The sequence below is a fragment of the Agrilactobacillus fermenti genome (assembly GCF_021030645.1).
Classification (GTDB): Bacteria; Bacillota; Bacilli; order Lactobacillales; family Lactobacillaceae; genus Agrilactobacillus; species Agrilactobacillus fermenti.
The window spans coordinates 40,177-62,988 of record NZ_JACGCJ010000001.1 but is presented as its reverse complement, the minus strand read 5'-3'; the positions used below and the strand labels follow the sequence as shown (position 1 = coordinate 62,988).

At 42.1% G+C, this 22,812-nt stretch carries 19 protein-coding genes and 1 tRNA gene; 4 read left to right on the top strand and 16 right to left on the bottom strand.

Annotated features, from left to right (window positions below; translation table 11 throughout):
• Window positions 1–11: 11 nt before the first annotated feature.
• The 10 genes from pcrA to FHQ08_RS00225 all read right to left on the bottom strand — a co-directional run bounded on the left by pcrA (window position 12) and on the right by FHQ08_RS00225 (window position 10,698).
• Window positions 12–2,261 carry a DNA helicase PcrA gene (pcrA, locus tag FHQ08_RS00270; protein WP_230912375.1) on the bottom strand — a complete coding sequence of 750 codons (2,250 nt, stop codon included), beginning with the start codon at window positions 2,259–2,261 and terminating at the stop codon, window positions 12–14.
• Window positions 2,262–2,614: 353 nt separating this feature from the next.
• On the bottom strand, window positions 2,615–3,910 hold the full coding sequence (gene purB, locus FHQ08_RS00265) for an adenylosuccinate lyase (protein WP_230912374.1): 1,296 nt from the start codon (window positions 3,908–3,910) through the stop codon (window positions 2,615–2,617).
• Window positions 3,911–3,934: 24 nt separating this feature from the next.
• Window positions 3,935–5,056, bottom strand: a complete 1,122-nt coding sequence (locus FHQ08_RS00260; protein ID WP_230912373.1) for an ATP-grasp domain-containing protein — start codon at window positions 5,054–5,056, stop codon at window positions 3,935–3,937.
• A gap of 86 nt (window positions 5,057–5,142) precedes the next feature.
• A complete protein-coding gene (locus tag FHQ08_RS00255; RefSeq protein ID WP_230912372.1) occupies window positions 5,143–6,486 on the bottom strand; it encodes a nucleobase:cation symporter-2 family protein in 1,344 nt (447 codons plus the stop codon).
• Window positions 6,473–7,072 (bottom strand): xanthine phosphoribosyltransferase, encoded by a 600-nt coding sequence (locus tag FHQ08_RS00250; protein ID WP_230912371.1) that lies wholly within the window; start codon window positions 7,070–7,072, stop codon window positions 6,473–6,475. Before FHQ08_RS00250 ends, FHQ08_RS00255 begins: the two co-directional genes overlap by 14 nt.
• A gap of 174 nt (window positions 7,073–7,246) precedes the next feature.
• On the bottom strand, window positions 7,247–7,933 hold the full coding sequence (locus FHQ08_RS00245) for a hydrolase (RefSeq protein ID WP_230912370.1): 687 nt from the start codon (window positions 7,931–7,933) through the stop codon (window positions 7,247–7,249).
• Window positions 7,934–7,952: 19 nt separating this feature from the next.
• Window positions 7,953–8,606 (bottom strand): glycoside hydrolase family 73 protein, encoded by a 654-nt coding sequence (locus FHQ08_RS00240; RefSeq protein ID WP_230912369.1) that lies wholly within the window; start codon window positions 8,604–8,606, stop codon window positions 7,953–7,955.
• Window positions 8,607–8,624: 18 nt separating this feature from the next.
• The gene (locus FHQ08_RS00235; RefSeq protein WP_230912368.1) at window positions 8,625–9,128 is read right to left on the bottom strand and encodes a hypothetical protein; all 504 of its coding nucleotides are present in this window, start codon (window positions 9,126–9,128) and stop codon (window positions 8,625–8,627) included.
• A 207-nt stretch (window positions 9,129–9,335) separates the two neighbouring features.
• The gene (locus FHQ08_RS00230) at window positions 9,336–9,536 is read right to left on the bottom strand and encodes a cold-shock protein (protein WP_230912367.1); all 201 of its coding nucleotides are present in this window, start codon (window positions 9,534–9,536) and stop codon (window positions 9,336–9,338) included.
• Window positions 9,537–9,714: 178 nt separating this feature from the next.
• Window positions 9,715–10,698 (bottom strand): aromatic acid exporter family protein, encoded by a 984-nt coding sequence (locus tag FHQ08_RS00225; RefSeq protein ID WP_230912366.1) that lies wholly within the window; start codon window positions 10,696–10,698, stop codon window positions 9,715–9,717.
• A gap of 101 nt (window positions 10,699–10,799) precedes the next feature.
• Between FHQ08_RS00225 and FHQ08_RS00220 the strand changes: the two genes are divergently transcribed.
• Window positions 10,800–11,456, top strand: coding sequence for a hypothetical protein (locus tag FHQ08_RS00220; RefSeq protein ID WP_230912365.1), 657 nt, complete (start codon window positions 10,800–10,802; stop codon window positions 11,454–11,456).
• A 102-nt stretch (window positions 11,457–11,558) separates the two neighbouring features.
• Here the strand turns inward: FHQ08_RS00220 and FHQ08_RS00215 are convergent, their stop codons facing one another.
• From FHQ08_RS00215 to FHQ08_RS00205, 3 genes are all read right to left on the bottom strand, one after another.
• On the bottom strand, window positions 11,559–12,161 hold the full coding sequence (locus FHQ08_RS00215; RefSeq protein ID WP_230912364.1) for an ECF transporter S component: 603 nt from the start codon (window positions 12,159–12,161) through the stop codon (window positions 11,559–11,561).
• Window positions 12,162–12,237: 76 nt separating this feature from the next.
• Entirely contained in the window at window positions 12,238–14,130 is a 1,893-nt protein-coding gene (locus tag FHQ08_RS00210; RefSeq protein ID WP_230912363.1) for an ABC transporter ATP-binding protein, read from the bottom strand.
• Window positions 14,123–15,910: an ABC transporter ATP-binding protein gene (locus FHQ08_RS00205; protein WP_230912362.1), complete on the bottom strand. Its 1,788-nt coding sequence runs from the start codon at window positions 15,908–15,910 to the stop codon at window positions 14,123–14,125. The genes FHQ08_RS00210 and FHQ08_RS00205 overlap by 8 nt, the downstream gene beginning before the upstream one ends.
• Before the next feature lie 486 nt (window positions 15,911–16,396).
• On the opposite strand from FHQ08_RS00205, the gene FHQ08_RS00200 reads away from it, so the two are divergent.
• A complete protein-coding gene (locus tag FHQ08_RS00200) occupies window positions 16,397–16,933 on the top strand; it encodes a helix-turn-helix domain-containing protein (protein WP_230912361.1) in 537 nt (178 codons plus the stop codon).
• Window positions 16,885–17,778, top strand: a complete 894-nt coding sequence (locus FHQ08_RS00195; RefSeq protein ID WP_330166059.1) for an IS3 family transposase — start codon at window positions 16,885–16,887, stop codon at window positions 17,776–17,778. Before FHQ08_RS00200 ends, FHQ08_RS00195 begins: the two co-directional genes overlap by 49 nt.
• 76 nt (window positions 17,779–17,854) lie before the next feature.
• Here the strand turns inward: FHQ08_RS00195 and FHQ08_RS00190 are convergent, their stop codons facing one another.
• Both FHQ08_RS00190 and FHQ08_RS00185 read right to left on the bottom strand, forming a co-directional pair.
• Window positions 17,855–18,835: a LacI family DNA-binding transcriptional regulator gene (locus FHQ08_RS00190; RefSeq protein ID WP_230912360.1), complete on the bottom strand. Its 981-nt coding sequence runs from the start codon at window positions 18,833–18,835 to the stop codon at window positions 17,855–17,857.
• The gene (locus FHQ08_RS00185; RefSeq protein ID WP_230912359.1) at window positions 18,832–20,310 is read right to left on the bottom strand and encodes a sucrose-6-phosphate hydrolase; all 1,479 of its coding nucleotides are present in this window, start codon (window positions 20,308–20,310) and stop codon (window positions 18,832–18,834) included. The genes FHQ08_RS00190 and FHQ08_RS00185 overlap by 4 nt, the downstream gene beginning before the upstream one ends.
• Before the next feature lie 208 nt (window positions 20,311–20,518).
• Here FHQ08_RS00185 and FHQ08_RS00180 point away from each other — a divergent pair, with 208 nt between their 5' ends.
• The gene (locus tag FHQ08_RS00180) at window positions 20,519–22,486 is read left to right on the top strand and encodes a sucrose-specific PTS transporter subunit IIBC (protein WP_230912358.1); all 1,968 of its coding nucleotides are present in this window, start codon (window positions 20,519–20,521) and stop codon (window positions 22,484–22,486) included.
• Window positions 22,487–22,696: 210 nt separating this feature from the next.
• On the opposite strand, the gene FHQ08_RS00175 is transcribed toward FHQ08_RS00180, so the two are convergent.
• Window positions 22,697–22,781 (bottom strand) — tRNA-Leu (locus FHQ08_RS00175).
• Between the last annotated feature and the right edge of the window lie 31 nt (window positions 22,782–22,812).

Below are 22,812 nucleotides of genomic sequence, written 5' to 3'. Positions count from 1 at the left end.
TTGTCTTAAGACTATTCTTGTTTGGTAATTGGTGCAAAAGCAGCTAATAATCGTTTGACACCTTGTTCTTTAAACGCAATATCTAATTCTGCATTTTCACCAGTTCCATTGACTTTCACAACTGTACCAGTGCCCCATTTCTTATGCGTTACTTTGTCACCAGCAGTCCAAGTTACCCGCGCTGCCGAACTTGTTTTAGCCACTGGCCCACTTTGTTGTGCCACGTGAGTTGTCGCTTGCGCGCGACGCATTTGATTATCAAAGCGCCGTTGACTCGGGGTACTGGTCTGACGGAACGGTATCGCGGCCGCATTTTGATTACCATAATCCAATAACTCATCATCGATTTCACCTACAAACCGTGAAGCTGGATTACTTTGCGTACGGCCGTAGAGTACCCGGGAATAGGCATTCGTCAAATAAAGTTTCTTTTGCGCGCGCGTGATGCCCACATAAGCCAATCGCCGCTCTTCTTCCAGTTCGTCAGGATCTGCTGCTGCTCGAGATAATGGAAAAATACCTTCTTCCATACCAATCAAAAAGACGACAGGAAATTCCAGACCTTTAGCCGCATGCAGCGTCATCAAGGTCACTTCACTAGCTTCTTCTTCTAAATCATCTTGATCACTAACAAGTGCCAGATCCGCTAAGAAATCTACGAATTTATCGCTATCTTCATCCTCGGGCTCATAATTGTCATCAAACCGCTGAGTTACTGAAAGCAATTCTTCAATATTTTCAATGCGACTGTCGGCCTCTAAATTGTGTTGCGCTTTCAAAGCCTTCAAATAACCGGAACGATCCAATAGATCCTCTGTCAATTGAGAAATTGTCTCAGCTTCGATCCGTTCTCGCAAGTCGAAAATCATATTCCCAAAGTCAGCTAAGTTTCCCCGAGCACGACCATTGATATTTGATAAGTCGATATTCAAGCAGGCTTCAAGCAGCGAAAAATCATGTTCATCCGCAAAATCTTGCAGCTTTTCAACCGTACCAGGACCAATCCCGCGCTTTGGCGAATTAATGACGCGCTGAAAACTCATGTCATCTTTTGGATTTGCGACCAAGCGCAAATAAGCCAAAACATCTTTGATTTCCTTACGATCATAGAACTTGTGCCCACCAACCATTTTGTAAGGAATATTGGCTTTCACAAAACCTTCTTCCATCACCCGTGACTGGGCGTTGGTCCGATAAAGAATAGCAAAGTCACCATACTTGTAATTATTTTCTTTGATTTGTTGTTGAATTTGGTCAATAACATATAATGATTCATCTTGTTCACTTTGACCGCGATAGTAAGTGATCTTAGGGCCCTCACTATTTTCTGTCCAAAGTTTTTTAGGCTTGCGGACCACATTATTATTAATGACTTCGTTGGCCGCTTTTAAAATATGCTTCGTCGAACGATAATTTTGTTCCAGTAAAACGATCTGCGCTGTAGGATAGTCCTTTTCAAAGTTCAAAATGTTATTCATGTTGGCCCCGCGCCAACCATAAATACTTTGATCGGCATCACCAACGACACAAAGATTTTGATAACCCCCAGCTAACAACCGCACCAACTGATATTGAGCTTCATTAGTATCCTGATATTCATCGACATGAATATATTGAAACTTATTTTGGTAGTAACTTAACGTTGGCTGATCTTTTTGAAATAATTCAATCGTCAGCATGATCAAATCATCAAAATCCATAGCTTGATCTGCCTGTAAAGACTGCTGATAGCGTTTATAAACTTTGGCTACGATCTCTTCAAATAAAGAACCGGTCTGTTGTTCATAATCTTCAGGTTTGACCATATCATTCTTGGCGTTGCTGATTGTATTCAAAATACTGCGTGGCTCAAATTTCTTAGGATCAATATTTAAATTCTTTAAAATCCGTTTGATCAGAGTTAATTGTTCAGCGGGATCCGCAATCGTAAAACTACGAGCATAGCCGATTTTCTCGCTTTCACGCCGTAAAATTCGCACACACAGCGCATGGAAAGTGGAGACCCAAACATTACGCGCATCCTCTTCATCTAATAATTGTCCGACACGTTCTTTCATTTCTTTCGCAGCTTTGTTGGTAAAAGTGATCGCTAAGATATGCCAAGGCGTAACATTTTTTTCTTCAATCAAATAAGCAACGCGATGTGTCAAAACACGAGTTTTACCACTCCCAGCGCCGGCCATGATTAATAATGGGCCCTCCGTTGTCTGCACCGCTTCTTTTTGCTTATCATTCAGTTTGTTTAGTAAATCTATCGTCATTTTTGGATCCTTTCACTGACTCGTTCGGGTACATAAAAATTATATTTTAGTCTAAAAAGCACACTACATTATAACAAAATTATGTTACTTATTATAGCTACTCCAGCCGTAAACAAAAAAACTGAGTAACAGAAATTTCTGTCATCCCAGTTTCTTCAATTTCCAAATTATTTGATGTTACAGCATTTACTTTAGCAGAGTGTGACAAAAGGCGCTCAACGGCCAAGCACTAACAAGAATTACGATAAATGGTGGATTTTCCATTTGAGGAATGCGCTGTTAGGTAAGGTCGTTGCCTTTTGGAACACGTTTAGACTCACAAGATAGTGTGACAAAAGGCGATCAATGATGCTTTAATCTAAACCGACACGCTTAAAAATACGATCCACATTTTTAAGATGCCAATGATAATCGAAAGCATCATCTAAGTCGGCTTTAGATAAACGTTCAGTTACTTTTGGATCAGCTTCCAATAAAGTTCGGAAGTCTTTTTGTTCATCCCATGCTTGGGCTGTCTTTGGCTGCACAATGTCGTAAGCTTGTTCACGACTTAAACCCTTATCAACCAATTTGAGCAATACCCGCTGTGAATAAATCAAACCATGGGTCTTGTTCATATTATTTATCATGTTTTCTGGAAAGACGGTCAATTTATCTAGGATTGTCATAAAGCGATGTAAGATATAATCTAGCAGCTCCGTTGTGTCTGGCAAAATAATTCTTTCCGCAGAACTGTGGGAGATATCACGCTCATGCCATAGCGGCACATCTTCCAGTGCTGTTACCGCATGTCCACGAATCACACGGGCTAATCCAGTTACGTTTTCAGAACCAATCGGATTCCGTTTATGCGGCATCGCTGAAGAGCCCTTTTGACCAGCAGCAAAATATTCTTCAGCTTCGCGTACTTCTGTCCGTTGTAGATGCCGAATCTCTAAGGCAAAACGCTCGATAGAAGTTGCAATCAAAGCCATCGTCTGCACATATTCTGCATGCAGATCTCTAGGCAATACTTGGGTTGAAATATCTTGAGCGCGAGTTCCTAGATGTTCCGTCACATAAGCTTCAACTTCGGGTGGAATATTGGCAAAAGTTCCCACCGCACCACTGATCTTGCCGGCTTCAACGCCTTTGGCCGCATGTTCAAACCGTTCCTGATTGCGCTTCATTTCCGCGTACCAGTTAGCCAGCACCAAACCAAAAGTCGTTGGTTCGGCATGCACACCATGGGTCCGCCCCATCATTACGGTATGTTTATAGGTTTCCGCCTTCTTAGCAATCACTTCTAGAAAAGCAGCAATATCCTGGCGCAAAATATCATTGGCCTGTTTTAGTAAATAACCATAAGCTGTGTCCACAACGTCCGTAGACGTTAAACCATAGTGGATCCACTTTTTCTCTGGGCCTAAGCTCTCAGAAACTGTCCGCGTAAAGGCAACCACATCATGATGCGTAATCTTTTCCAAACGCGCAATCTCGGCAACATCAAATTTTGCATTGGCTCTAATTTTGGCTACATCTTCAGCTGGGATCTCACCTAGTTTTGCCCAGGCTTCATCAGCTAATATTTCAACTTCTAGCCAAGCTTGGTAGCGATTTTCATCTGTCCAAATTGCACCCATTTCTGGTCTTACGTAACGAGGAATCATTTTTTTCTCCTTTGTGTTGTAAAGTTAAATATGCCACAAATCCGTTGCTTTAATTTTATTGATCAAATCTGTTTGAATCTCATTAGTAACTATCACCTGGCCAATTGGTGTTGCCAAAGCAGGCGTCTCAGCCAACGGATAATAATTAAACTGCCAATCCGGCTTGATTTTAACTTGTGTATAGCTCTCTTCTTCAATTGCTTTTAAAATAACTAACATAGCGCCATTGGTTCTCACATGCACTTCAGGAACTGGCCATCCTAATAAAGCCCGCAATTGCAGCTCATACTGGGAAATTCCAAGAACGGCTTGATAGACGTCCGCGCCAAGATGTACCCCTGGAAAAATACGTTGAGTATATAAGTTGTCTGTTTCAGTTTTTAGGAAAGAAATCCCAAAAACACCACAGTAATCGATCTTATCAGCAATCACATGAGCGATTCGTTGAATTTCTTCAGCCACAGCCGCATTGATTCGCGGCCGAACTAGTGCAGCTATCAATTGATGTCCATCAAAAAAGGTCTCAATAATTGGTAACAACTGAACTTTTTGCTTTTGATCCTTCACAACCATGATCAAAAATTCTTGATCCACAGGCACCCAGGATTCTAGAATTGCCGAACCACCGCTAAGATAGGTTTCACTTTGAGCAATATCCTGTTGACGGTAAAGTACTTCTTGACGGTTATGACTCAAGCCCTTTTGGATCGGTTTAATAATTGCCGGATATCCAATGGACGCCAATCCGTTAGCAACATCTGCAGAACCAACAACAGTCATATAAGGCGCAACATTTAAATTCAGATCATCTAAAAAAACTTTTTCTAAGTACCGGTCTTGCGTGATCGATAAAATATCCGTTCCTTGAGGCACATTATTATTGGCCTGAATCGTTTCAAGAATCTGTGGATCAATATTTTCATCTTGATAAATAACGGCCTGTAAGCCGTTGACAAAATCCAAAACAGTCTGTAAATCGTTAGGATTGCCAATCGTAGGATAATCAACAATGTCTAAAACGGGTTCTTGAACAGATGTTAACAAGGCCACGCGAAACCCCATTTGCTTAGCCGTCAGTGCTAAATGATAACTTTTGATGCCACCGCCAATAATACCAACGGTTTGCATTGGATAAATAAAAGCCATTGTTTTGCCTGCCTTCTTTTAAGTTTCCTTAAAATCTACCCTACCACAGTTTGCCAGGACTGACATTATAAAAGCAAAACAATTCGTCAAGCTTCATCATTTTCATTCAGGCCGGTCTCTTCATCTTCATCTACCGTTCCAGTACCATTGAATAATAAATTCAAAAAGACTGCCGATAAACTAGCCATCACGATGCCGTTACCAAATAATAATTGCGCTGTTTTAGGTAAGAATTGGAAAATTGCTGGCTGTACGGTCACACCTAAGCCTAAACCGATCGATACAGCGACAACTAGCAGATTCTTATCACTTTGGAAATTCACATTCTGCAACATCCGAATACCTTGAACAGCTACCATGCCGAACATAACTAACATGGCACCGCCCAAAACTGGACTAGGGATGATCGTAGCCAAAGCACCAACCTTTGGTAATAAACCAAGTAGTACTAAAAATCCAGCCGCGAAGTAAATCGGCCGCCGCGTCTTGATGCCAGAAAGTTGAACCAAACCAACGTTTTGCGAGAAAGTTGTGTATGGGAAAGTGTTAAATAGGCCGCCAAAGATAATTGCCAAACCCTCAGCCCGATAGCCGCGTTTCAAATCATCACTAGTTAACTTACGCTTGGTAATATCCCCTAAGGCAAAGTAAACCCCGGTGGATTCCACCATGGACACCATCGAAATCAGAATCATCGTCACAATAGAAGACCATTCAAATTTTGGCGTGCCAAAATAAAAGAATTGCGGAAAATGAAACCAGCTCGCTTCCATCACTGGCTTTAATGAAACTAAGCCAAATGCTGAAGCAGCTAATGTGCCGGCCACAAGTCCAACTAACACAGCAATCGACTTCAGAAAACCTCGGCCCCAAAAACTAACTGCCAAAATAATGAAAACAGTCAAAAAGCCGATCCCAATATTCGTTAAATCACCAAAAGTCTTAGCAGTCGTATCGCCACCACCTAAATTCTGAAAAGCAACTGGGATCAAGGTCAATCCGATCACCGTAATCAAAGTCCCAGTAACTAATGGTGGAAATAATTTTTTGATTTTTGAAAACCAGCCAGCAATTAGAACTACGAAAATACCAGCTGCAATAATTGAGCCATATACAGTACCAACAGAGTACCGTTGCCCAATCATTTTTAAGGGTTCAACTGCTTGAACCGCGCAACCAAGGACTACAGGCAAGCCAATACCCATAAACCGATTACCCTTCAACTGGAAGAAAGTTGCCAGACCACACATAAAAATATCAATCGAAACTAAATAAGTCATTTGTAACGTAGAAAAATGCAATGCCCCGCCAATCAATAGCGGCACTAAAACTGATCCCGAATACATCGCTAATAAATGCTGAATACCTAAAATTGCAGCTTTCCAGTTTGAAATCTTGGGTGCGTTTGTCTGCGCCTTACTTTGCTGCATCTTCAGCCTCCTCATCATTTACAAAGACTACCTTGCCATCTTCAAAAGCCTTGATGCGTGCCAAAGACTCCACATGAATGCCCTCTTTATCAATTAACTGACGACCCTTTTGGAAAGTCTTCTCGATGACGATTCCAATTCCTGCCAAGCTAGCGTTTGCCTGGTCAATGATGTCGATCAAGCCTTTTACTGCCTGACCATTAGCCAAAAAGTCATCCACAACTAGAACACGATCATCCTCATTCAAAAACCGCTTAGAAATGGCAATATGATTGCTGGTCTTTTTCGTATAGGAATAAACAACGGACGTATATAATTCATCTTTTAACGTCACACTTTTGTGCTTACGAGCAAAAACCACTGGTACACCAAAAGCTAAGCCCGTAAAAATAGCAGGTGCAATACCTGAAGATTCCACCGTCAAAACCTTGGTAATTTTCTCATTCTTGAACAAGCGATGAAATTCTTTGCCAATTTCTTCCATTAACATAGGATCTACCTGATGATTTAGAAAGTTATCTACTTTCAATACATCATGCCCTAAAACTTGGCCATCTCGCAAAATGCGATCTTCTAAAATCTTCAAAATAAACTTCCTTTCCGAAAAACAACTTTGCAACTAATATTCGTGTTTACGCGAAAAAGACACCTTCTTGAAATAATATCCTTCGTTAGTTGGATAAAAAGCGAATTTAGTTAAGATAAAGAATACCACAAAAAAATTGCACCCTCAATAAAAGAGATGCAATTTCATTAAACTCTAACCTTCGTGTTTTTTCTGTTCAGCATCGCGGTACTTTGCCATCTTTTCCGCAAATAACGTGCCGTTTGTTGGCGGCGTATAGGTAATTGCATTGGCACCGGATTCAATTGTTTCTAAAATCTGATTATCATCTTTACCGCCAGTAGCAATGATCGGAATTTTTTGAAATTTTTTTCTAATTTTTGCAACAATTGCCGCTGTTTTTTTGGCACCAGAAACATTTAAAATCGATACACCAGCGTCAATCAACGCTTGAATGTTCGTATCTTCATGAACTACTGTCGCAATAATCGGAATATCTACCACTTCATCAATGGCGCGGATCGTTGCTATTGGTGTAGGGGCGTTGACGACCACGCCTAATGACCCCTGAGCTTCAGCAAACATCGCCATCATTTCTGCACGAGAACCTTGCGTTGTACCGCCGCCAATGCCTGAAAGTACTGGAATGTCGGCAGCCATCGTAATGGCCTGCATGATGGTCGGGTGCGGCGTAAACGGATAGACAGCAATCACCGCATCAGCATTGGTATTTTTAATGATCGCAATATCGGTTGTAAAAATAACAGAATGAATCTCTTTTTCAAAAATCTTGATTCCACTAGCTCGTTTGATCACAGTTGGCATTTTAACAATGCCTTCGCGCAACTCGGTCATAATTTCGGGAACGTATTGCTGGGGCATGGGTACCCTCTCCTCTCGATTATTGATCGTATTTCGTTAAATGATATTTTTCAATGATTTGAATGATTTTAGTGGCATAGTCGGGATCAGTGGCGTAACCATCTTGTTGTAATGCTTTGGCCGCGTCAACATAATTCGTCGCATTGAGCACATGCGTGTACTGCTGCGCATTCCAAGAGGTACCCTCGGCCAATAGTTTTGCATGGTCTAATAAGGAAGCATCATAACTATCATAAACCCGAAAATGGCCCTTTACAGTGTGCCAACTACCATCCACGTATTCTTGGGTATCTAGAAGTTGACTATTATTGGGATCATCGCTTTTAACGCCAAAAAGGTTCTTGTACTGACTGGCAAGTTGACTGTTACCCCAATCACTTTCAAGAATCGCCTGCGCCACCGTGATGCTTGGCAGTATATGATATTGGGTCTGCAGCTGCTTAGCATAAGGTGCGATTTGATCGATAAAAGCTTGCTTTTCTTGAGCCACCTTATTCTTCGCTGCCTGGGAGGATTCAATTGCCCTCTGTGCCAACATTTGCTCATGATAACTGATGCCCTTGACCACGCCATAAATAGCAATCGCTAAAATCAATAAAGTGATCAACGCCGCAAGTAAGCCACTATTCTCTTTTGATTTTTTACGTCGATAAGTTCTTCTTCTTTTTACCAAAATTTACCCACTTTGGACTCATGCCTCAATTTTTAAGTTATTTACCCAGGTCAGCAGATCCAGTTGCTTGGTCTCGATCTCTGAACGGACGGTTTCAGGTACGATAAAGTCTAACACATCTTCAAAGCCCCATAAATCGTAATTTAGACTGATACGTAAATGTACGACTGCCCGACCTTGCACTTGTTCTTTAGTAAAAGCACTCTCACAATTTTCTGCCGCTAGCCACTGTTTCGCAATTTGCTTTTTAGCATTCGCATAGACATAAGCGCTCCGCCCATTTAATTCCGGAATCGTTTGTGACTGAAAAATAGCCTTTTGGCATAACATCCATTCATAATCCGTAAATAATTGGCGTAAATGGTGGCCTTGAATTTTTGATAGTTCTACTTTGCCAGCCAGCCACTGATCAAAGAAATTAGGCGCCTCTAACAACACCTGCGTACTAAAAACTGACGTATCTCCATATTTTTGTAAAACGACATCTTGTACAATTGCAGAAAAATCAACATCATTTGCCAAAATTCACACCTCCGATAATTCTTACCTAACTCTATTGTACCGAACTGACTCTGAAATTGGAAAGTATTAGCCATAGTGCGGCAAACGGCGACCAGGACAATTAAATTTTAAACGTGTGCCAAAAGGCAACATCCTCAGCTACAAACTTTTGTGTATTAAAAAAGACCGCAACAAACGAAACGTTTGCGCGGTCTTATAAATTATAAACTATTCTTTAACAACGTTAACAGCTTGAGGGCCGCGGTCGCTTTCTTCGATATCGAAAGTTACACTTTGACCTTCTTCAAGAGTTTTGTAGCCATCACCTTGGATAGCAGAGAAATGTACGAATACATCACTACCATCTTCACGAGTAATAAAGCCATAACCTTTTTCAGCGTTGAACCATTTAACAGTTCCATGTTCCATAAGAGCATTTCCTCCTTGAAAATATTGTTGTGCATTCTTGTTTGGTACATATGGAAGAAAGTCTTTGAAACATTCGAACCATAGCCATTCAAAAAGTACATTTTTATACTAACATAACCCCCATTCATTGACAAGTGGGAACGCTCGCATAAATAAATTAATTTGTTAGACCAATCTATTAATTTTGACTGGCAACAATCGTGTAGAATGTATTCTTTAACCGTAAAAATTGGTGGAAGTTCGATAACAAATAATATAATTGTGCTCGAACTTCAAACTCCGCACGATTTTTGGGTAAGTCACTGGATTCAAATTTTTCCTGCAAAGCTTCGACGTCCGAAACAAGATCTTCCGCAGCATTGCTGGCAGAAATATTTTCAGCAGTTGCTTGCAGCAAGATTGCGATTTCTCGGCCTTGGATTAAGGGATTATCGATGCGCTCGATACTGGTTTGCATCTGTCGCAACAATTCATATTGATTATTGCGCATCTCAAAATAAGCTTTATAATAATCATTTTCCGATAACAGCTGATTTTCATTATGACGCGCTGTCCAGGCCATCCCATCATTTAAGGCAATCTTCAGATCACTCATATTTTCCCATGATTCCTGAATCAACGCCTCTCGTTCATCACCAGCAGCAGGTGTCTGTAATTGTTGACTCATTAACTGCAAAATCTGCTGCATACTTTGTTCCACTGAATCTTGATACGTTGAAATACGATCTTCCAAATTTGGCATGAATAAATTAGCAATGATTGCTACCCCAGCACCAACGACCATCAATAGTGTTTGATTCATCAGCCAGTACAGTGAAGTACTACGCTCTATCAAAAAAACAGTAACTAAGACGGCACTCAACACGATGCCATCTTGTAGACTAAACAGATCCGCTACGGGAATGAATAATAACAAGAAAATTCCAAATGCGATCGCGTTGTAGCCTAATAAGCGAAAACTGACCACTGCAATCAAAAACGCAATGGCTGTGGAAATAATCCGGAAAAACACTAAGCGAAAAGAGGCCTTCGTTGTATTTTGAACACTCAGTACCGTGATGATGCCAGCTGTTGGCCAGTATTGCAAATGTAAATAATAGGCTAGTAAAATAGCAATAGCAGCGCCAACTGCCGTTTTTATCGTCCGTAAACCGATTCGCAAATCGTCTCCCCCTAAATCAAGCTATCTTTTTCGACAATATTTTGGCATGATGCCAACGATTAAGTTATATTAATAGTATCAATTATAAACGGAGAAATAAAATGAAAGCACATATCTCACCAAAACCTATCATCGTTAGTCTATTTTTTGTTCTACTAAGTTTAATTTTAACTAGCTGTGCACCCCAGCAAGGTGCAAAAGAGCAGCTATCTGAAAATACAGCGGCAACCCTTAAAAATATCCGAACGCAAAAAAATAATTTACAGATAATTAAAGATAGCCTAGAAAAAAGTCAAGAATTGGCACCAAAAGAGCAGAAGAAATTTCCTGATCAAAATTTGCTGGAAACTAAAGCTGCCAAAACTTACCAGGCTTATACGGAGCGACAGGATGCCTTTGCTAAATTTAAGGCGATTCAAACTGATTTGAAAACCAACCAAACAACGTTGATCAAAATCGGCAATCAAGATTATCCTGACTTACCCAAGCAACTAATTTCTAGTCTTTCACAAAGTCTGCATATTTCCGCCTTAGATCAAAAAACATTTGTCACCTTCATGACTGAAATGAGTTCAGCAGAAAGTGATTATTATGATATGCTTAGCGACAGTGATACCGATAAAGATAACTTGAATGCACAGGAAAATCGTGTGAATCAATATTATGCCGCAATTTATCAGCAGATTGAAATCATGAATGTTAATTTCAATACTGCTTTGAAACAAACAACAAATCTACAAAAATCACTCAATAATTAAACCATTCATAACCAAAAATGACCCACATTGTTAGCCGCATCGCTACCAGTGTGGGTCATTTCATCTTTAAAGTAAAAGTTTATACTGAATGCCTACTATCTCTTATTTCTCACGTCGAAAGCGTAACAACGGTGTCCCAATAGCCGGGACAAGTAACAGCCCTACAATAACCTCAATTAGAGCATTGATACCGACTAATGTAATCAAAAACATTAACAAATTTGTATTTTGACCACCCGCATGTACCGCACTAAAAATAGCGCCAGAACGATTTTGGAAAAATAGCGTTGTAAATAATACCACTAAGGTCGTATTGGTTAAAGCACTAAACAAGCCGGTCATGCCTAGACTAAGTGAGTGTTTGATTTTGGTGTGTTTGTAAAAATAACTAAACAATAAGCCAGCCACAACGCCAACCATAACTCGAGGGACGATAGCAATTACTGGGTTCGTAAACATCAGAATCGATAATGGTCCATCTGGTGAAGTATACGCCCGAAATAATGACAGCGATCCCCAAACAAGCCCTAAAATGGCCCCATCACGTGTTCCTAAAATAATCGCACCCAATGCGACTGTAATGTGCATCGTTGTAATAGCCACCCCACCAGGAATGACCAGCGGAATGTAAACCTGAACAACTAATAATGCGGATAATAACGCTAGAATACTGACTTCAAAAGCCACACTACGCGTTCGTCCCATAATTTCACCTCAATATATTGACAATATACCTAACAAGTTCTTTTGCATTTCGATATTATACCAAATGTCTTGTCACTTACTCAAGTGCCTTTTTACCGGTATAGAGCTCATAGTATGCACCTTTCTTGGCCATGAGACTTTCATGATTGCCACGTTCAATGATTTGCCCCTGCTCGATCACAAGAATCAAATCGGCATTAAAAATTGTAGAAAGTCGATGGGCAATCGCAAAAGTGGTCCGATCTCGCATCAAATTATCCATTCCAGCCTGTACGAGACGTTCTGTCTTCGTGTCAATGCTAGAAGTAGCCTCATCTAAAATCATCACAGGCGGGTCGGCGACTGCAGCACGTGCTATGGAAAGCAGCTGCCGCTCCCCTTGCGATAAGCTGCTGCCCCCATTGGTGATTTGCGTCTCAAATCCTTGAGGCAAATGATCAATGAATGTCGTGGCGTTAGCTAGATCTGCAGCCGCGTGCACTTGAGCATCGGTAGCCGTTAAGTTACCAAAACGAATATTATTCGCAACTGTATCGGTAAATAAATTAGTTTCTTGCAAAACCATCCCTAGTGACTGTCGTAAAGATGCCTTGCGAATATCTTGAATGTTGATGCCATCATAAGTGATTGTACCGCTGTCGATCTCATAAAAACGGGTCAGCATATTTGTAATAGTTGTCTTCCCCGCTCCAGTAGAGCCAACTAATGCGACTTTCTGGCCTGGTGCCACCACTAGATTGATATCATGAAGCACTTGTTTTTGCCCATCATAGCTGAAATTCACATGGTCAAATACCACACGTCCACGCAATTCTATTAACGGCTGTTTAGGATCTGGATACTTCCAAGCCCAAATTTGACCTTCAGGAGCTGCTGCCAAAATCCCATCGGCACCCTTAATTGCCCGCACTAGCACCACTTGGCCTTGATCCGTTTCTTCAGGTTCATCTTGTAGTTGAAAAATACGTTCTGCACCGGCCAAAGCAATAATGATTGCATTTAATTGCTGGGAAATTTGTGAAATTGGCTGGCTGAAATTCCGACTTAATTGTAAAAATGCCGCAATCGCACCTAAAGTTAAGCCAGATATTTGATTCACCGCCAAAATACCCCCCACTAGAGCAACGAGTACATAAAGCAAATTGCCGATGTTCCCCATAATTGGAAATAACATCGTAGCGAAGCCATTTGCCCGGGCAGCATCTTCCCTTAAACCCTCATTATACGCATCAAAACGCTGCTGAGTTTGTGGCTCATGACTAAAAACTTTAATAACCTTTAACCCATTTAAACTTTCCTCAATAAAGCCATTCAAAGCCCCTAAAGACTTTTGCTGGGCCTGAAAGTATTTGCTAGAACGATTACTTAAGAAGCGCACAACCCCGATACTCAAGCCAAAAATCACCAGTGAAACCAACGTTAACAACGGGCTCAGGGACAGCATCCCTACGACGACAAAAACAATATTAAACAGCGACGAGATAAACTGCGGTAAACTTTGACTGATCAATTGCATTAGGGTATCAACATCGTTGGTATAACGGCTCATGATATCGCCAAAACTATTCCGATCAAAATAATTAACCGGTAGTGTCTGCATATGACTAAATAAATCATCCCGAATTTGACGCTGAATGCGCTGACCTAATACCGGCATGATTTGTGTAAAAATCAAAGTCGCGATCACACCTAAATAATAGATGCCGCCCATTACTAAAATGGCGCCAAAAAGTGCCGAAAAATTATGACTGCGTAATTTTAGTAATGGCAAAATATAATCATCTACCAAACGCTGCAGGAATAATGAGCCAGCTACGCCGCTGATTGCTGCAACGATTATACTAATAAAAGCAACGATCAGCGGTATCGGATGACCCGTAAAAATCAGCTTCAATAGTCGCTTCAACGTCGCCCAAGTATCCTTAGGGCCCTTGCTCTTTTTGCCAAATGAACGTGGTCGATTATTCATGCACGTCACCTCCGTCTGTGGCTATTGGACTGGCATCGCTTGGGGCGTCAAACGCCTGTGCCTCATGATGAAGCTGTGATTGATTCAACGCTTGATAGATCACATTCGTCTGCATCAGTTCTTGATGTGTCCCAATGGCATCGATTTTACCATGCGCCATCACGATAATTTGGTCCGCCTCCGAAATGGAAGTAATTCTTTGCGATATCAAGATCTTAGTCATTTGAGGCATTTCATGGCGAAATGCCTCCCGAATCTCACGCTCGGTTGCCGTATCTACTGCACTCGTCGAATCATCCATGATCAAAATTTTAGGGTTCTTCAACAAGGCGCGTGCAATCGTCAACCGTTGCTTTTGACCGCCTGAAACATTACTCCCATCTTGCTCAATATGTGTGTCATAGCCGGCCGGTAAAGTTTGAATGAATTCATCAGCTTGTGCGATTTTCGCCGAGGCAATGATTTCATCATCCGTGGCTTGTTCATTGCCCCAACGTAAATTTTCTTTAATCGTCCCTGAAAAAAGAACGTTATTTTGCAAAACCATAGCAACATTATCACGCAAGGCTGCCAAAGCATATTGTTGAACTGGAACACCACCAACACGCACTTCACCAGACGTTGCATCATATAAACGTGGCAATAACTGTACTAGTGTACTTTTACCAGAGCCAGTCTCACCAATGACCCCGATTAAGGCGCCTGAGGGAATTTGTAAATTAATATTTTGTAAAACAGGTCTCTTATGAACCGCAGAATAAGTAAAACTAACGTTATCAAAAGCGACACGACCATCCGTCACCGTCAAAACCGGATCTTTAGGGTCCACGATCGAGGGCACTTCCGATAAGACCTCAGCAATCCGCTGTCCGGAAGCTTGGGACTGAGAGAGCTGCGTGATGATATTGCTCAACATCATCAAACTAAACAAAACCGAGTTCGTATAGGCAAACATACTAACCAATTGACCCGTTTGCATCTGACCGCCAACAATCATTTGAGCGCCCAACCAAGAAATCACCAAGATGGTGGTATTGATCATAAAGGTCATTAGCGGTGCATTTAATGATAAAATTCGCTGAGCCTTGGAAAAAACGGTATAAATATCCTTAGATGCCGCCTCAAATTTCTGTTTTTCCTCGGCTTCGCGGACAAAAGTCTTAACCACACGAATGCCCCGTAAGTTCTCACTCACAACCTGGTTCAACCGATCGTAGCGCTTAAATACCAGTTTGAATAGCGGATAAGCAAAATGAACGATCACATATAAAGAAATGGCTAGTATCGGCACAACGACCACATAGATCATCGCCATTTGAGCATTGATCGAAAAAGCCATCATAATCGAGAAGATCAACAATAGCGGTGCCCGGACAGCAATGCGAATCGTCATCTGATAAGCATTTTGAACATTGGTGATATCCGTTGTCATTCGTGTTACCAAACTTGAGCTTGAAAAATGATCAATATTTTGAAAAGAAAACTTCTGAATATTGCTAAAAATATCATGCCGCAGATTCTTGGCAAAACCAGCAGCGGCATGACTAGAAAACCAGCTTGAACTTGCGCCAGCTGAAAGTGAAGCTAACGCCATCACAATTAAGAGCAGACCCATCCGCCAAATGTAATTGACATTGCCCGGTGTGATGCCCTTATCAATGATTGAGGCCATTAAAAATGGGATAAAGGTCTCAATCGCCACCTCCGTTGTCACCAAAAGCGGTGTGAGGATCGACTCTTTACGGTACTCACGCACAGCCCTTAATAATAACCGTAACATTAGACTCCCCTCCAGTACGTTTTATTCAAATCATACGTTTATTACCAAAAATTTGCTAGAAAAAAGCTTTAGAGCAGAGCGTGACAAAGGGCGCTCAGCGGCTGAACACTAACAAGAATGACGATAAATGGTGCATTTACCATTTGAGACATTCGAGGTTAGGTGAAGGCGTTGCCCTTTCGAGCGCGTTTAAAAAAGAGCGTGAGCAGTACTGGGTAATCGTTGCGTTCTAACCTAAAATTATGCCGGAGGTGCCTGCACCTACAAATAATTTGTAGTTAGACAAAACGATTAGTGCTGCGAGCGCGTTTAGAGCGCGACAAAGGGCGCTCAACGACTGAACACGAACACAAATGACGATAAATGGGGCCTTTGCAATTTAAGACATTCGAGGTTAGGTGAAGGCGTTTAAAATAAAAGACCCATTCAAGTTGAAGTGCCCCATAATTGTTAGACAAATACTCTAATGATTGTGGGGCACTTTTTATGACTAAATTTTCAAGTGAACTTAAATTTCAAGTTGTCCAAGAATACCTCTCTGGACGATCGTCTTATTCCGAACTTGTCACAAAATATGAGATCGGCTCTGTAAAATCTGTCAGAAGTTGGGTGGCTCAAGCCAGAGAAAACGGCTTGGAATCCTTACAGCTAAAGCACACTAAAGTTACCTACTCTTTAGAACAGAAATTAGCCGTGGTAGACTATTACCAAACAAGTGATATGGGTGTTGTAGGGGTTGCTGCTCACTTTGGAATTAATCCTTCCCAAGTATGTTCCTGGGCAAGAATATTTAAAACCAAAGGAATAGCCGGTCTACGACCCAAATCACGCGGGAGGCGGCCAGCTATGAAGCATAAGAAAGCTAAACAGACTAAGAAATTACCACTCAGTGAAAAGGAAACTTACCAACAAGAGATCCTTAAGTTACGAGACGAACTTTATCACACCAAGATGGAGCGTGATTTCTTAAAAAAATTAGAGGCCGTATCGAAGAACAATCTTCCGGAAAGAAAGCAGAAGTAATTGATTCGTTACGGCATAAGTATCCACTCAAACAATTGCTAGCTCTGGCAAAATTATCGCGGGCAACATTTTATGACCGGTTGAAGAGAAGACATAGACCAGATAAATATCAAACACTTAAGGCATTCATCAAGAAAACTTTTCATGACTCCTACGAGACCTATGGCTATCGTCGTATCCATATAATGGCTCAAAGAGCTGGATTTAAATGTTCACCCAATACAGTCCGAAGATTGATGGGACAATTAGATCTCAGCGTGACATTATATTCACGGCACGTAAGTGGCTATCATTCATACAAGGGGAAAATAGGGACCATCAATGACAATCTGCTACGCCAACAGTTTGATGCCACGGAACCATTTACTGTTTTACACACCGATGTGACTCAAGTGAAATTAGTCGACCATACGTGGGGTTATATTTCAGCCATAATCGATGAAGCCAGTCGGGAAGTTCTAACGGTTGTTGTTAGTCAATCTGCGAACAAGGAACAGTTACACCTGACTCTGGATGATCTAAGTAAGATATTGCCTCTAGGTGCTATGCCAATCATGCATTCAGATCAAGGCTGGCAATATCAGACACGGGAATATCAATCCCACACTAAAGCTATGGGTATTATTCCCAGCATGTCCCGTAAGGGTAAATGCCATGATAATGCGCCTATGGAAAGCTTCTTCAACCTACTCAAACGGGAACGGCTCAATCGACAGCCGATCCAAGATCTCGAAGAACTAAAGACAATCACCAATGATTATGTGCACTGGTTCAACCATGGGCGGATATCCCTCAACAAAAATGGCCTGACTCCGATTGAATATCGAAATCAAGCCATTGCTTAAGATTCTATTAACTGTCTAACTTTTTTGTTGCACTTCAAGTCCGCTAAGACTAAATGGGTCTTTCTAATAATCACAATTAAGCCGTGCGTCCTTGATGCAGGACTACCGGTAACTGATATTGAGCTTTCAATGGGGCCTTCATATCTTGAATTCGTTCTTGAAGTAATGCGACTAGCGTGTTGGCGATCTCTTCTAGCGGCTGTACGACCGTCGTCAAAGCCGGATAATAATCACGTACAAACTTGGTCCCATCGTAGCCGACAATCTTTAATTGATCTGGTACTTTTATACCATGCGCTTGGGCCACTTGATGCAATTGAATCGCCGTTAAGTCATCGGTACAAAAAACCCCATCACAAACGGATGTTGTTAATAAATTAGCCAAGCGTTCCCGGCGCAGCTGCGCTGTCGTTTCAAAAGGAATGACATATTGTTGCACATCGATTGCTTGTTGTTTAAAAAACGCTTGAAATCCAGTCGTACGACCATTTGTCGGCGACTTTTTTGTTTCAACGCCACTGATAATGATAGGCCGACGAACGCCGCCCAAATATAGCTTTTCCGCAGCTAGGCGCCCACCCATCGCATTGTCAGAACTCACGATGGGGATTTTAGCAGCCAAGTAGCGATCAAAAGAAATAATCGGTAAATCATATGCCTGGTATTCTTCGATACCCTCATTATGTGCGCCAGCAATAATGCCATCCACTTGATTGGCAGCTAATAACTTCAAATAAGCCCGTTCTTTATCAGGATTATTGGCACTATTACATAAAATTGTTTTATAGCCTTTTTCAAATAAAATACCTTCTAACCGGGACACCAGCTCCGCAAAAAAAGGGTGACTGATATCATAAAAAATCAGTCCAATCAACTTGGTGGCTTTGCCCTGCAAAGATCGCGCCAAAGAATTCGGCTGGTAATGCAATTGATCCATAGCCATTTGTACCGCTTGACGAGTTTTGGCACTGATTGCCCCATGATTGTTGATTACTCGAGAAACCGTCGTTGGTGAAACACCAGCAATTCGGGCGACATCTTCTAATTTCGGTTTCATAGTGCTTGGTTACTCCTTTGTAATTGCCAAGCCTGAAATGCATCTGCCTGGGATATACCTTTAATCATAAGCGTTTCCGGTGCTTTTGTCCCAAAAAATCGTCCAGAAAGCACCTGCCGGCCATCAGCTAAAAAGATTTCAAAAACAGATTCATCGATAAAGAGGTGTAAAGTCAGCTGCCTTGAAGTTGGCAAGTCAAACATCCGCTTAGCGCCACCAGTCGTATTGGCTGGCCGAATCAACGTTCCTTGGCCTTTTTCAAAATCTAGTGTTACTTGAAGCGCTGGTTCTGTTTTTCTAGTATCATCCGGTACTGTAATGGTCAGTAACTGCGTCTGGTCGACCGTGCCAACCAATTCAAGCGCTCCCTTAAATGCAAACTGGGTGCCATTTGCCGATGATGTCGGCAGCACAGGCTGCTGTCGCAGCTGCCGTAAATTGGGATGCGGTTTCAAGCACACCTGATCTTGGGCATCTAATGTTAAAATCCGTGGATAGCTCAACACATGGGCCCAGCCATACTCATCAGTCGGGTATTGAATTTCTGGTAATCCGAGCCACGTAATTGCCAATATTTGCCCTGCTGGATCGGTGGCTAACCGCGTCGCATAAAAATCAAACCCAGCATCAAGTTGTTGTAAATTCAAATTTGACCCTAACGCCCCGGTCTCTGGATCAAATTTATCCGCAACTAAAGCGATATTAGGATACAGATTATCATAAGCAAAAATTGATTTATCTAACCCTTGGGGACAAAATACCAAAACCACCTTACCATTGATAAAAGCAATATTGGGACACTCCACCATATAACCACAATAGCGTTTTGGTAGCTTTAACGGCGCAACAAACTGCCAATCATGCTTAGCTGCTTGCCGATACAACAAAATGGCCCCGGTTTTGTCCTGCCGCTGACCGCCGATCAAAGCATAACGCTGCGCTTCATATTCGAAGACAAAAGGATCCCGAAACTCCTGGGTAAACCCAGCCGGTGGGGCGGCAATCACTGGCGTGGCATCTTTAACCAATTGCTTGTCAGCATTAATGTAAGCGTGCATTTGGTAAGCATGCCGCTGCCAATTGGCGTCACGAACATTTCCCGTATATAAAAAGTGCAATTGCTGATCTTCAAGGTAGCCAGAACCGGTGTAAACACCATGACTGTCATATGACGTATCTGGTAAAATATCCGGCTGACTTGGCTGCCAGTGAACCAAATCTGTTGAAGTTAAGTGATGCCACGATTTCAAACCATGTACAGGGCCAAACGGATACTGCTGATAAAAGAAGTGCCACACCCCATTCAAATAGTTCAAGCTGCAGGGATCATTCAATAAGCCTGTCTGGGGTTGAATATGTGTTTGCGTCCGCCAAGGACTTTTAGCGACGGTTTGTTGTAATGATGCTTGATACGTTGCTGGCCAATCTTGATAGGCACGATACCGTAATGCATCGGTCCACTGAATCTGCTTCACTTCTGACCACCTCATCGTTAATTTTATAAACTTAAATATTGCAGAATTAGCAACAATTGTCAAGCGCTTACTTTGCGATTATTCCTTAGAATATAGATGTTTACTTGAAACAGATTATTTAAAATTGTCAAACGCTTGACAATTTTTGGAAAGCGTTTTATATTGTGAATAATAAAAGCGCTTAACAAATTACCAAGGGGTGACTGAGATGGATCATAAAGCTGTCGCAAAAAGAGTATTAAAAGATGTTGGTCAAGCGAACATTCAAGCCGCTGCCCACTGTGCCACGAGATTACGGTTGGTACTAAAAGATTCTAAAACCATCGACCAAAAAGCACTGGATGCCGACCCAGATGTAAAGGGCACTTTTGAAACTGGCGGCCAATATCAAATCATTATTGGTCCTGGCGACGTGGATAAAGTTTACGCCCAGCTCATTGATATTACCGGCTTAAAAGAAGCTACTACAGATGACATTAAGAAAATTGCGGCGACTTCCGGTAAGAAAAACTATTTTACAAGTTTTCTTAAGATGCTGTCGGATATCTTCATTCCCATCATTCCAGCGTTAGTTGCTGGCGGACTCTTGATGGCGCTAAACAACGTCTTAACTTCCGAACACCTATTTATGGCTAAATCTGTTGTTCAACAATGGCCTGGCCTTAAAGGTTTAGCCGAAATGATCAACGCGATGGCTTCCGCACCATTCACCTTCTTACCCATCCTCTTAGGTTTCTCGGCTACCAAACGCTTCGGCGGCAATCAATACTTAGGGGCAGCCATGGGTATGATCATGGTCTTGCCTTCCTTAGTCAACGGTTACAATGTCGCTGCCGTCACGGCTGCTGGTAAAATGGCCTATTGGAATATTTTTGGCCTGCACGTGGCGCAAGCCGGGTATCAAGGTCAAGTTCTGCCGATTTTAGGGGTGGCTTTCATTCTGGCAACGATTGAGAAATTCTTCCACAGACATCTTAAAGGCGCGGTTGATTTTACGTTTACGCCAATGCTGGCCATCGTGATCACTGGCTTTCTAACCTTTACGATCATCGGCCCAGTCTTACGGAGTTTAAGTGATCTTTTAACCAACGGGTTAGTTAACTTGTATAATATGACGGGTTGGTTCGGCATGGGAATCTTTGGCCTCTTCTATTCTGCTATTGTTGTGACTGGCTTACATCAAACTTTCCCGGCGATCGAGACTTCTTTACTAGCCAATATCAGTAAGACTGGTGGCTCTTTCATCTTCCCTGTTGCTTCAATGGCGAATATCGCTCAAGGGGGGGCTGCTGCAGCAATCTTTTTTGCCACTAAAGATGCGAAACAAAAGGCACTGGCTTCCAGTTCCAGTGTCTCTGCTTTACTAGGCATCACCGAACCAGCCATCTTTGGGGTCAATCTGAAATTGAGGTTTCCATTCTTCTGTGCGGCGATTGCTTCAGGTATCGCTAGTGCGCTCTTAGGCTTATCCCATGTTCTAGCTGTTTCCATGGGGTCAGCTGGGGTTATTGGCTTTATCTCCATTAGTCCAAGGGCGATTCCAGCATTCTTGTTGAGTGGACTCGTCAGTCTGGTCGTTTCTTTTGCCACTACTTATGTCTATGCCAAAAAAGCTTTGAAGGCCCCAGCTGCTGAAACAACAACTACATCAGACGCAGCCGCTACCGACGCCTCCGTCAGTGTGCTTCACGATGAAATCATCAAAGCGCCTGTCGCTGGTACGACGACACCAATCACTTCAGTTAACGACCAAGTTTTTTCTACTGAGATCATGGGTAAAGGCATTGCAATCAAACCAACGGCTGATGCCGTCGTGGCACCCATATCTGGAACCGTCACCGTCGCCTATCCAACTCATCACGCTTATGGGATTCAATCAGATGATGGCGCCGAGGTTCTGGTTCATTTGGGGATTGATACGGTGGAATTACAAGGTAAGCATTTTGCCAGCAGCGTTAACCAAGGGGACCACGTTGCGGCAGGTGATCCTTTAGGCAGCTTCGACTATCAAGCAATTGCCGAAGCTGGCTATGACACCACCGTTATGATCGTGGTCACCAATACCAACCGTTACGCAGAAGTCGCACCAATGACCCAAGGTGATGTCTCAACTGGCGCTGACTTATTAGCCATCACCGCCCCAACGGTGAACAATCCAGTCGCCATGAATAATTGAATTTAGCTATATTAAAAGCGATACAAAGTCAGGAATTTTACCTGATTCTGTATCGCTTTTTACGTTAGTCAATTAAATCCTATCCTAAAATATCCGCAGCAGCCAAAAGCAAAAAAATAAGTAACTGGAACAAAACTAGTGCTTTGTTTTCAGTTACTTATTCATGACAACACTTTTGGTTTAAATGTGTTTCAAAAGGCAATATTTTAATGCGGGCGAGAAGACTCGAACTTCCACGGGGATAATTCCCCACAAGATCCTTAATCTTGCGCGTCTGCCATTCCGCCACGCCCGCTTATGTTTCTGCGCTATCTGAAATAGCACAA

Excerpts from the sequence above, each read along its gene's own strand:
- pcrA (WP_230912375.1), bottom strand. The coding sequence starts at position 2,261 with ATGACGATAGATTTACTAAACAAACTGAATGATAAGCAAAAAGAAGCG.
- purB (WP_230912374.1), bottom strand. The coding sequence starts at position 3,910 with ATGATTCCTCGTTACGTAAGACCAGAAATGGGTGCAATTTGGACAGAT.
- FHQ08_RS00260 (WP_230912373.1), bottom strand. The coding sequence starts at position 5,056 with ATGGCTTTTATTTATCCAATGCAAACCGTTGGTATTATTGGCGGTGGC.
- FHQ08_RS00255 (WP_230912372.1), bottom strand. The coding sequence starts at position 6,486 with ATGCAGCAAAGTAAGGCGCAGACAAACGCACCCAAGATTTCAAACTGG.
- FHQ08_RS00245 (WP_230912370.1), bottom strand. The coding sequence starts at position 7,933 with ATGCCCCAGCAATACGTTCCCGAAATTATGACCGAGTTGCGCGAAGGC.
- FHQ08_RS00230 (WP_230912367.1), bottom strand. The coding sequence starts at position 9,536 with ATGGAACATGGAACTGTTAAATGGTTCAACGCTGAAAAAGGTTATGGC.
- FHQ08_RS00220 (WP_230912365.1), top strand. The coding sequence starts at position 10,800 with ATGAAAGCACATATCTCACCAAAACCTATCATCGTTAGTCTATTTTTT.
- FHQ08_RS00215 (WP_230912364.1), bottom strand. The coding sequence starts at position 12,161 with ATGGGACGAACGCGTAGTGTGGCTTTTGAAGTCAGTATTCTAGCGTTA.
- FHQ08_RS00210 (WP_230912363.1), bottom strand. The coding sequence starts at position 14,130 with ATGAATAATCGACCACGTTCATTTGGCAAAAAGAGCAAGGGCCCTAAG.
- FHQ08_RS00205 (WP_230912362.1), bottom strand. The coding sequence starts at position 15,910 with ATGTTACGGTTATTATTAAGGGCTGTGCGTGAGTACCGTAAAGAGTCG.
- FHQ08_RS00200 (WP_230912361.1), top strand. The coding sequence starts at position 16,397 with ATGACTAAATTTTCAAGTGAACTTAAATTTCAAGTTGTCCAAGAATAC.
- FHQ08_RS00190 (WP_230912360.1), bottom strand. The coding sequence starts at position 18,835 with ATGAAACCGAAATTAGAAGATGTCGCCCGAATTGCTGGTGTTTCACCA.
- FHQ08_RS00180 (WP_230912358.1), top strand. The coding sequence starts at position 20,519 with ATGGATCATAAAGCTGTCGCAAAAAGAGTATTAAAAGATGTTGGTCAA.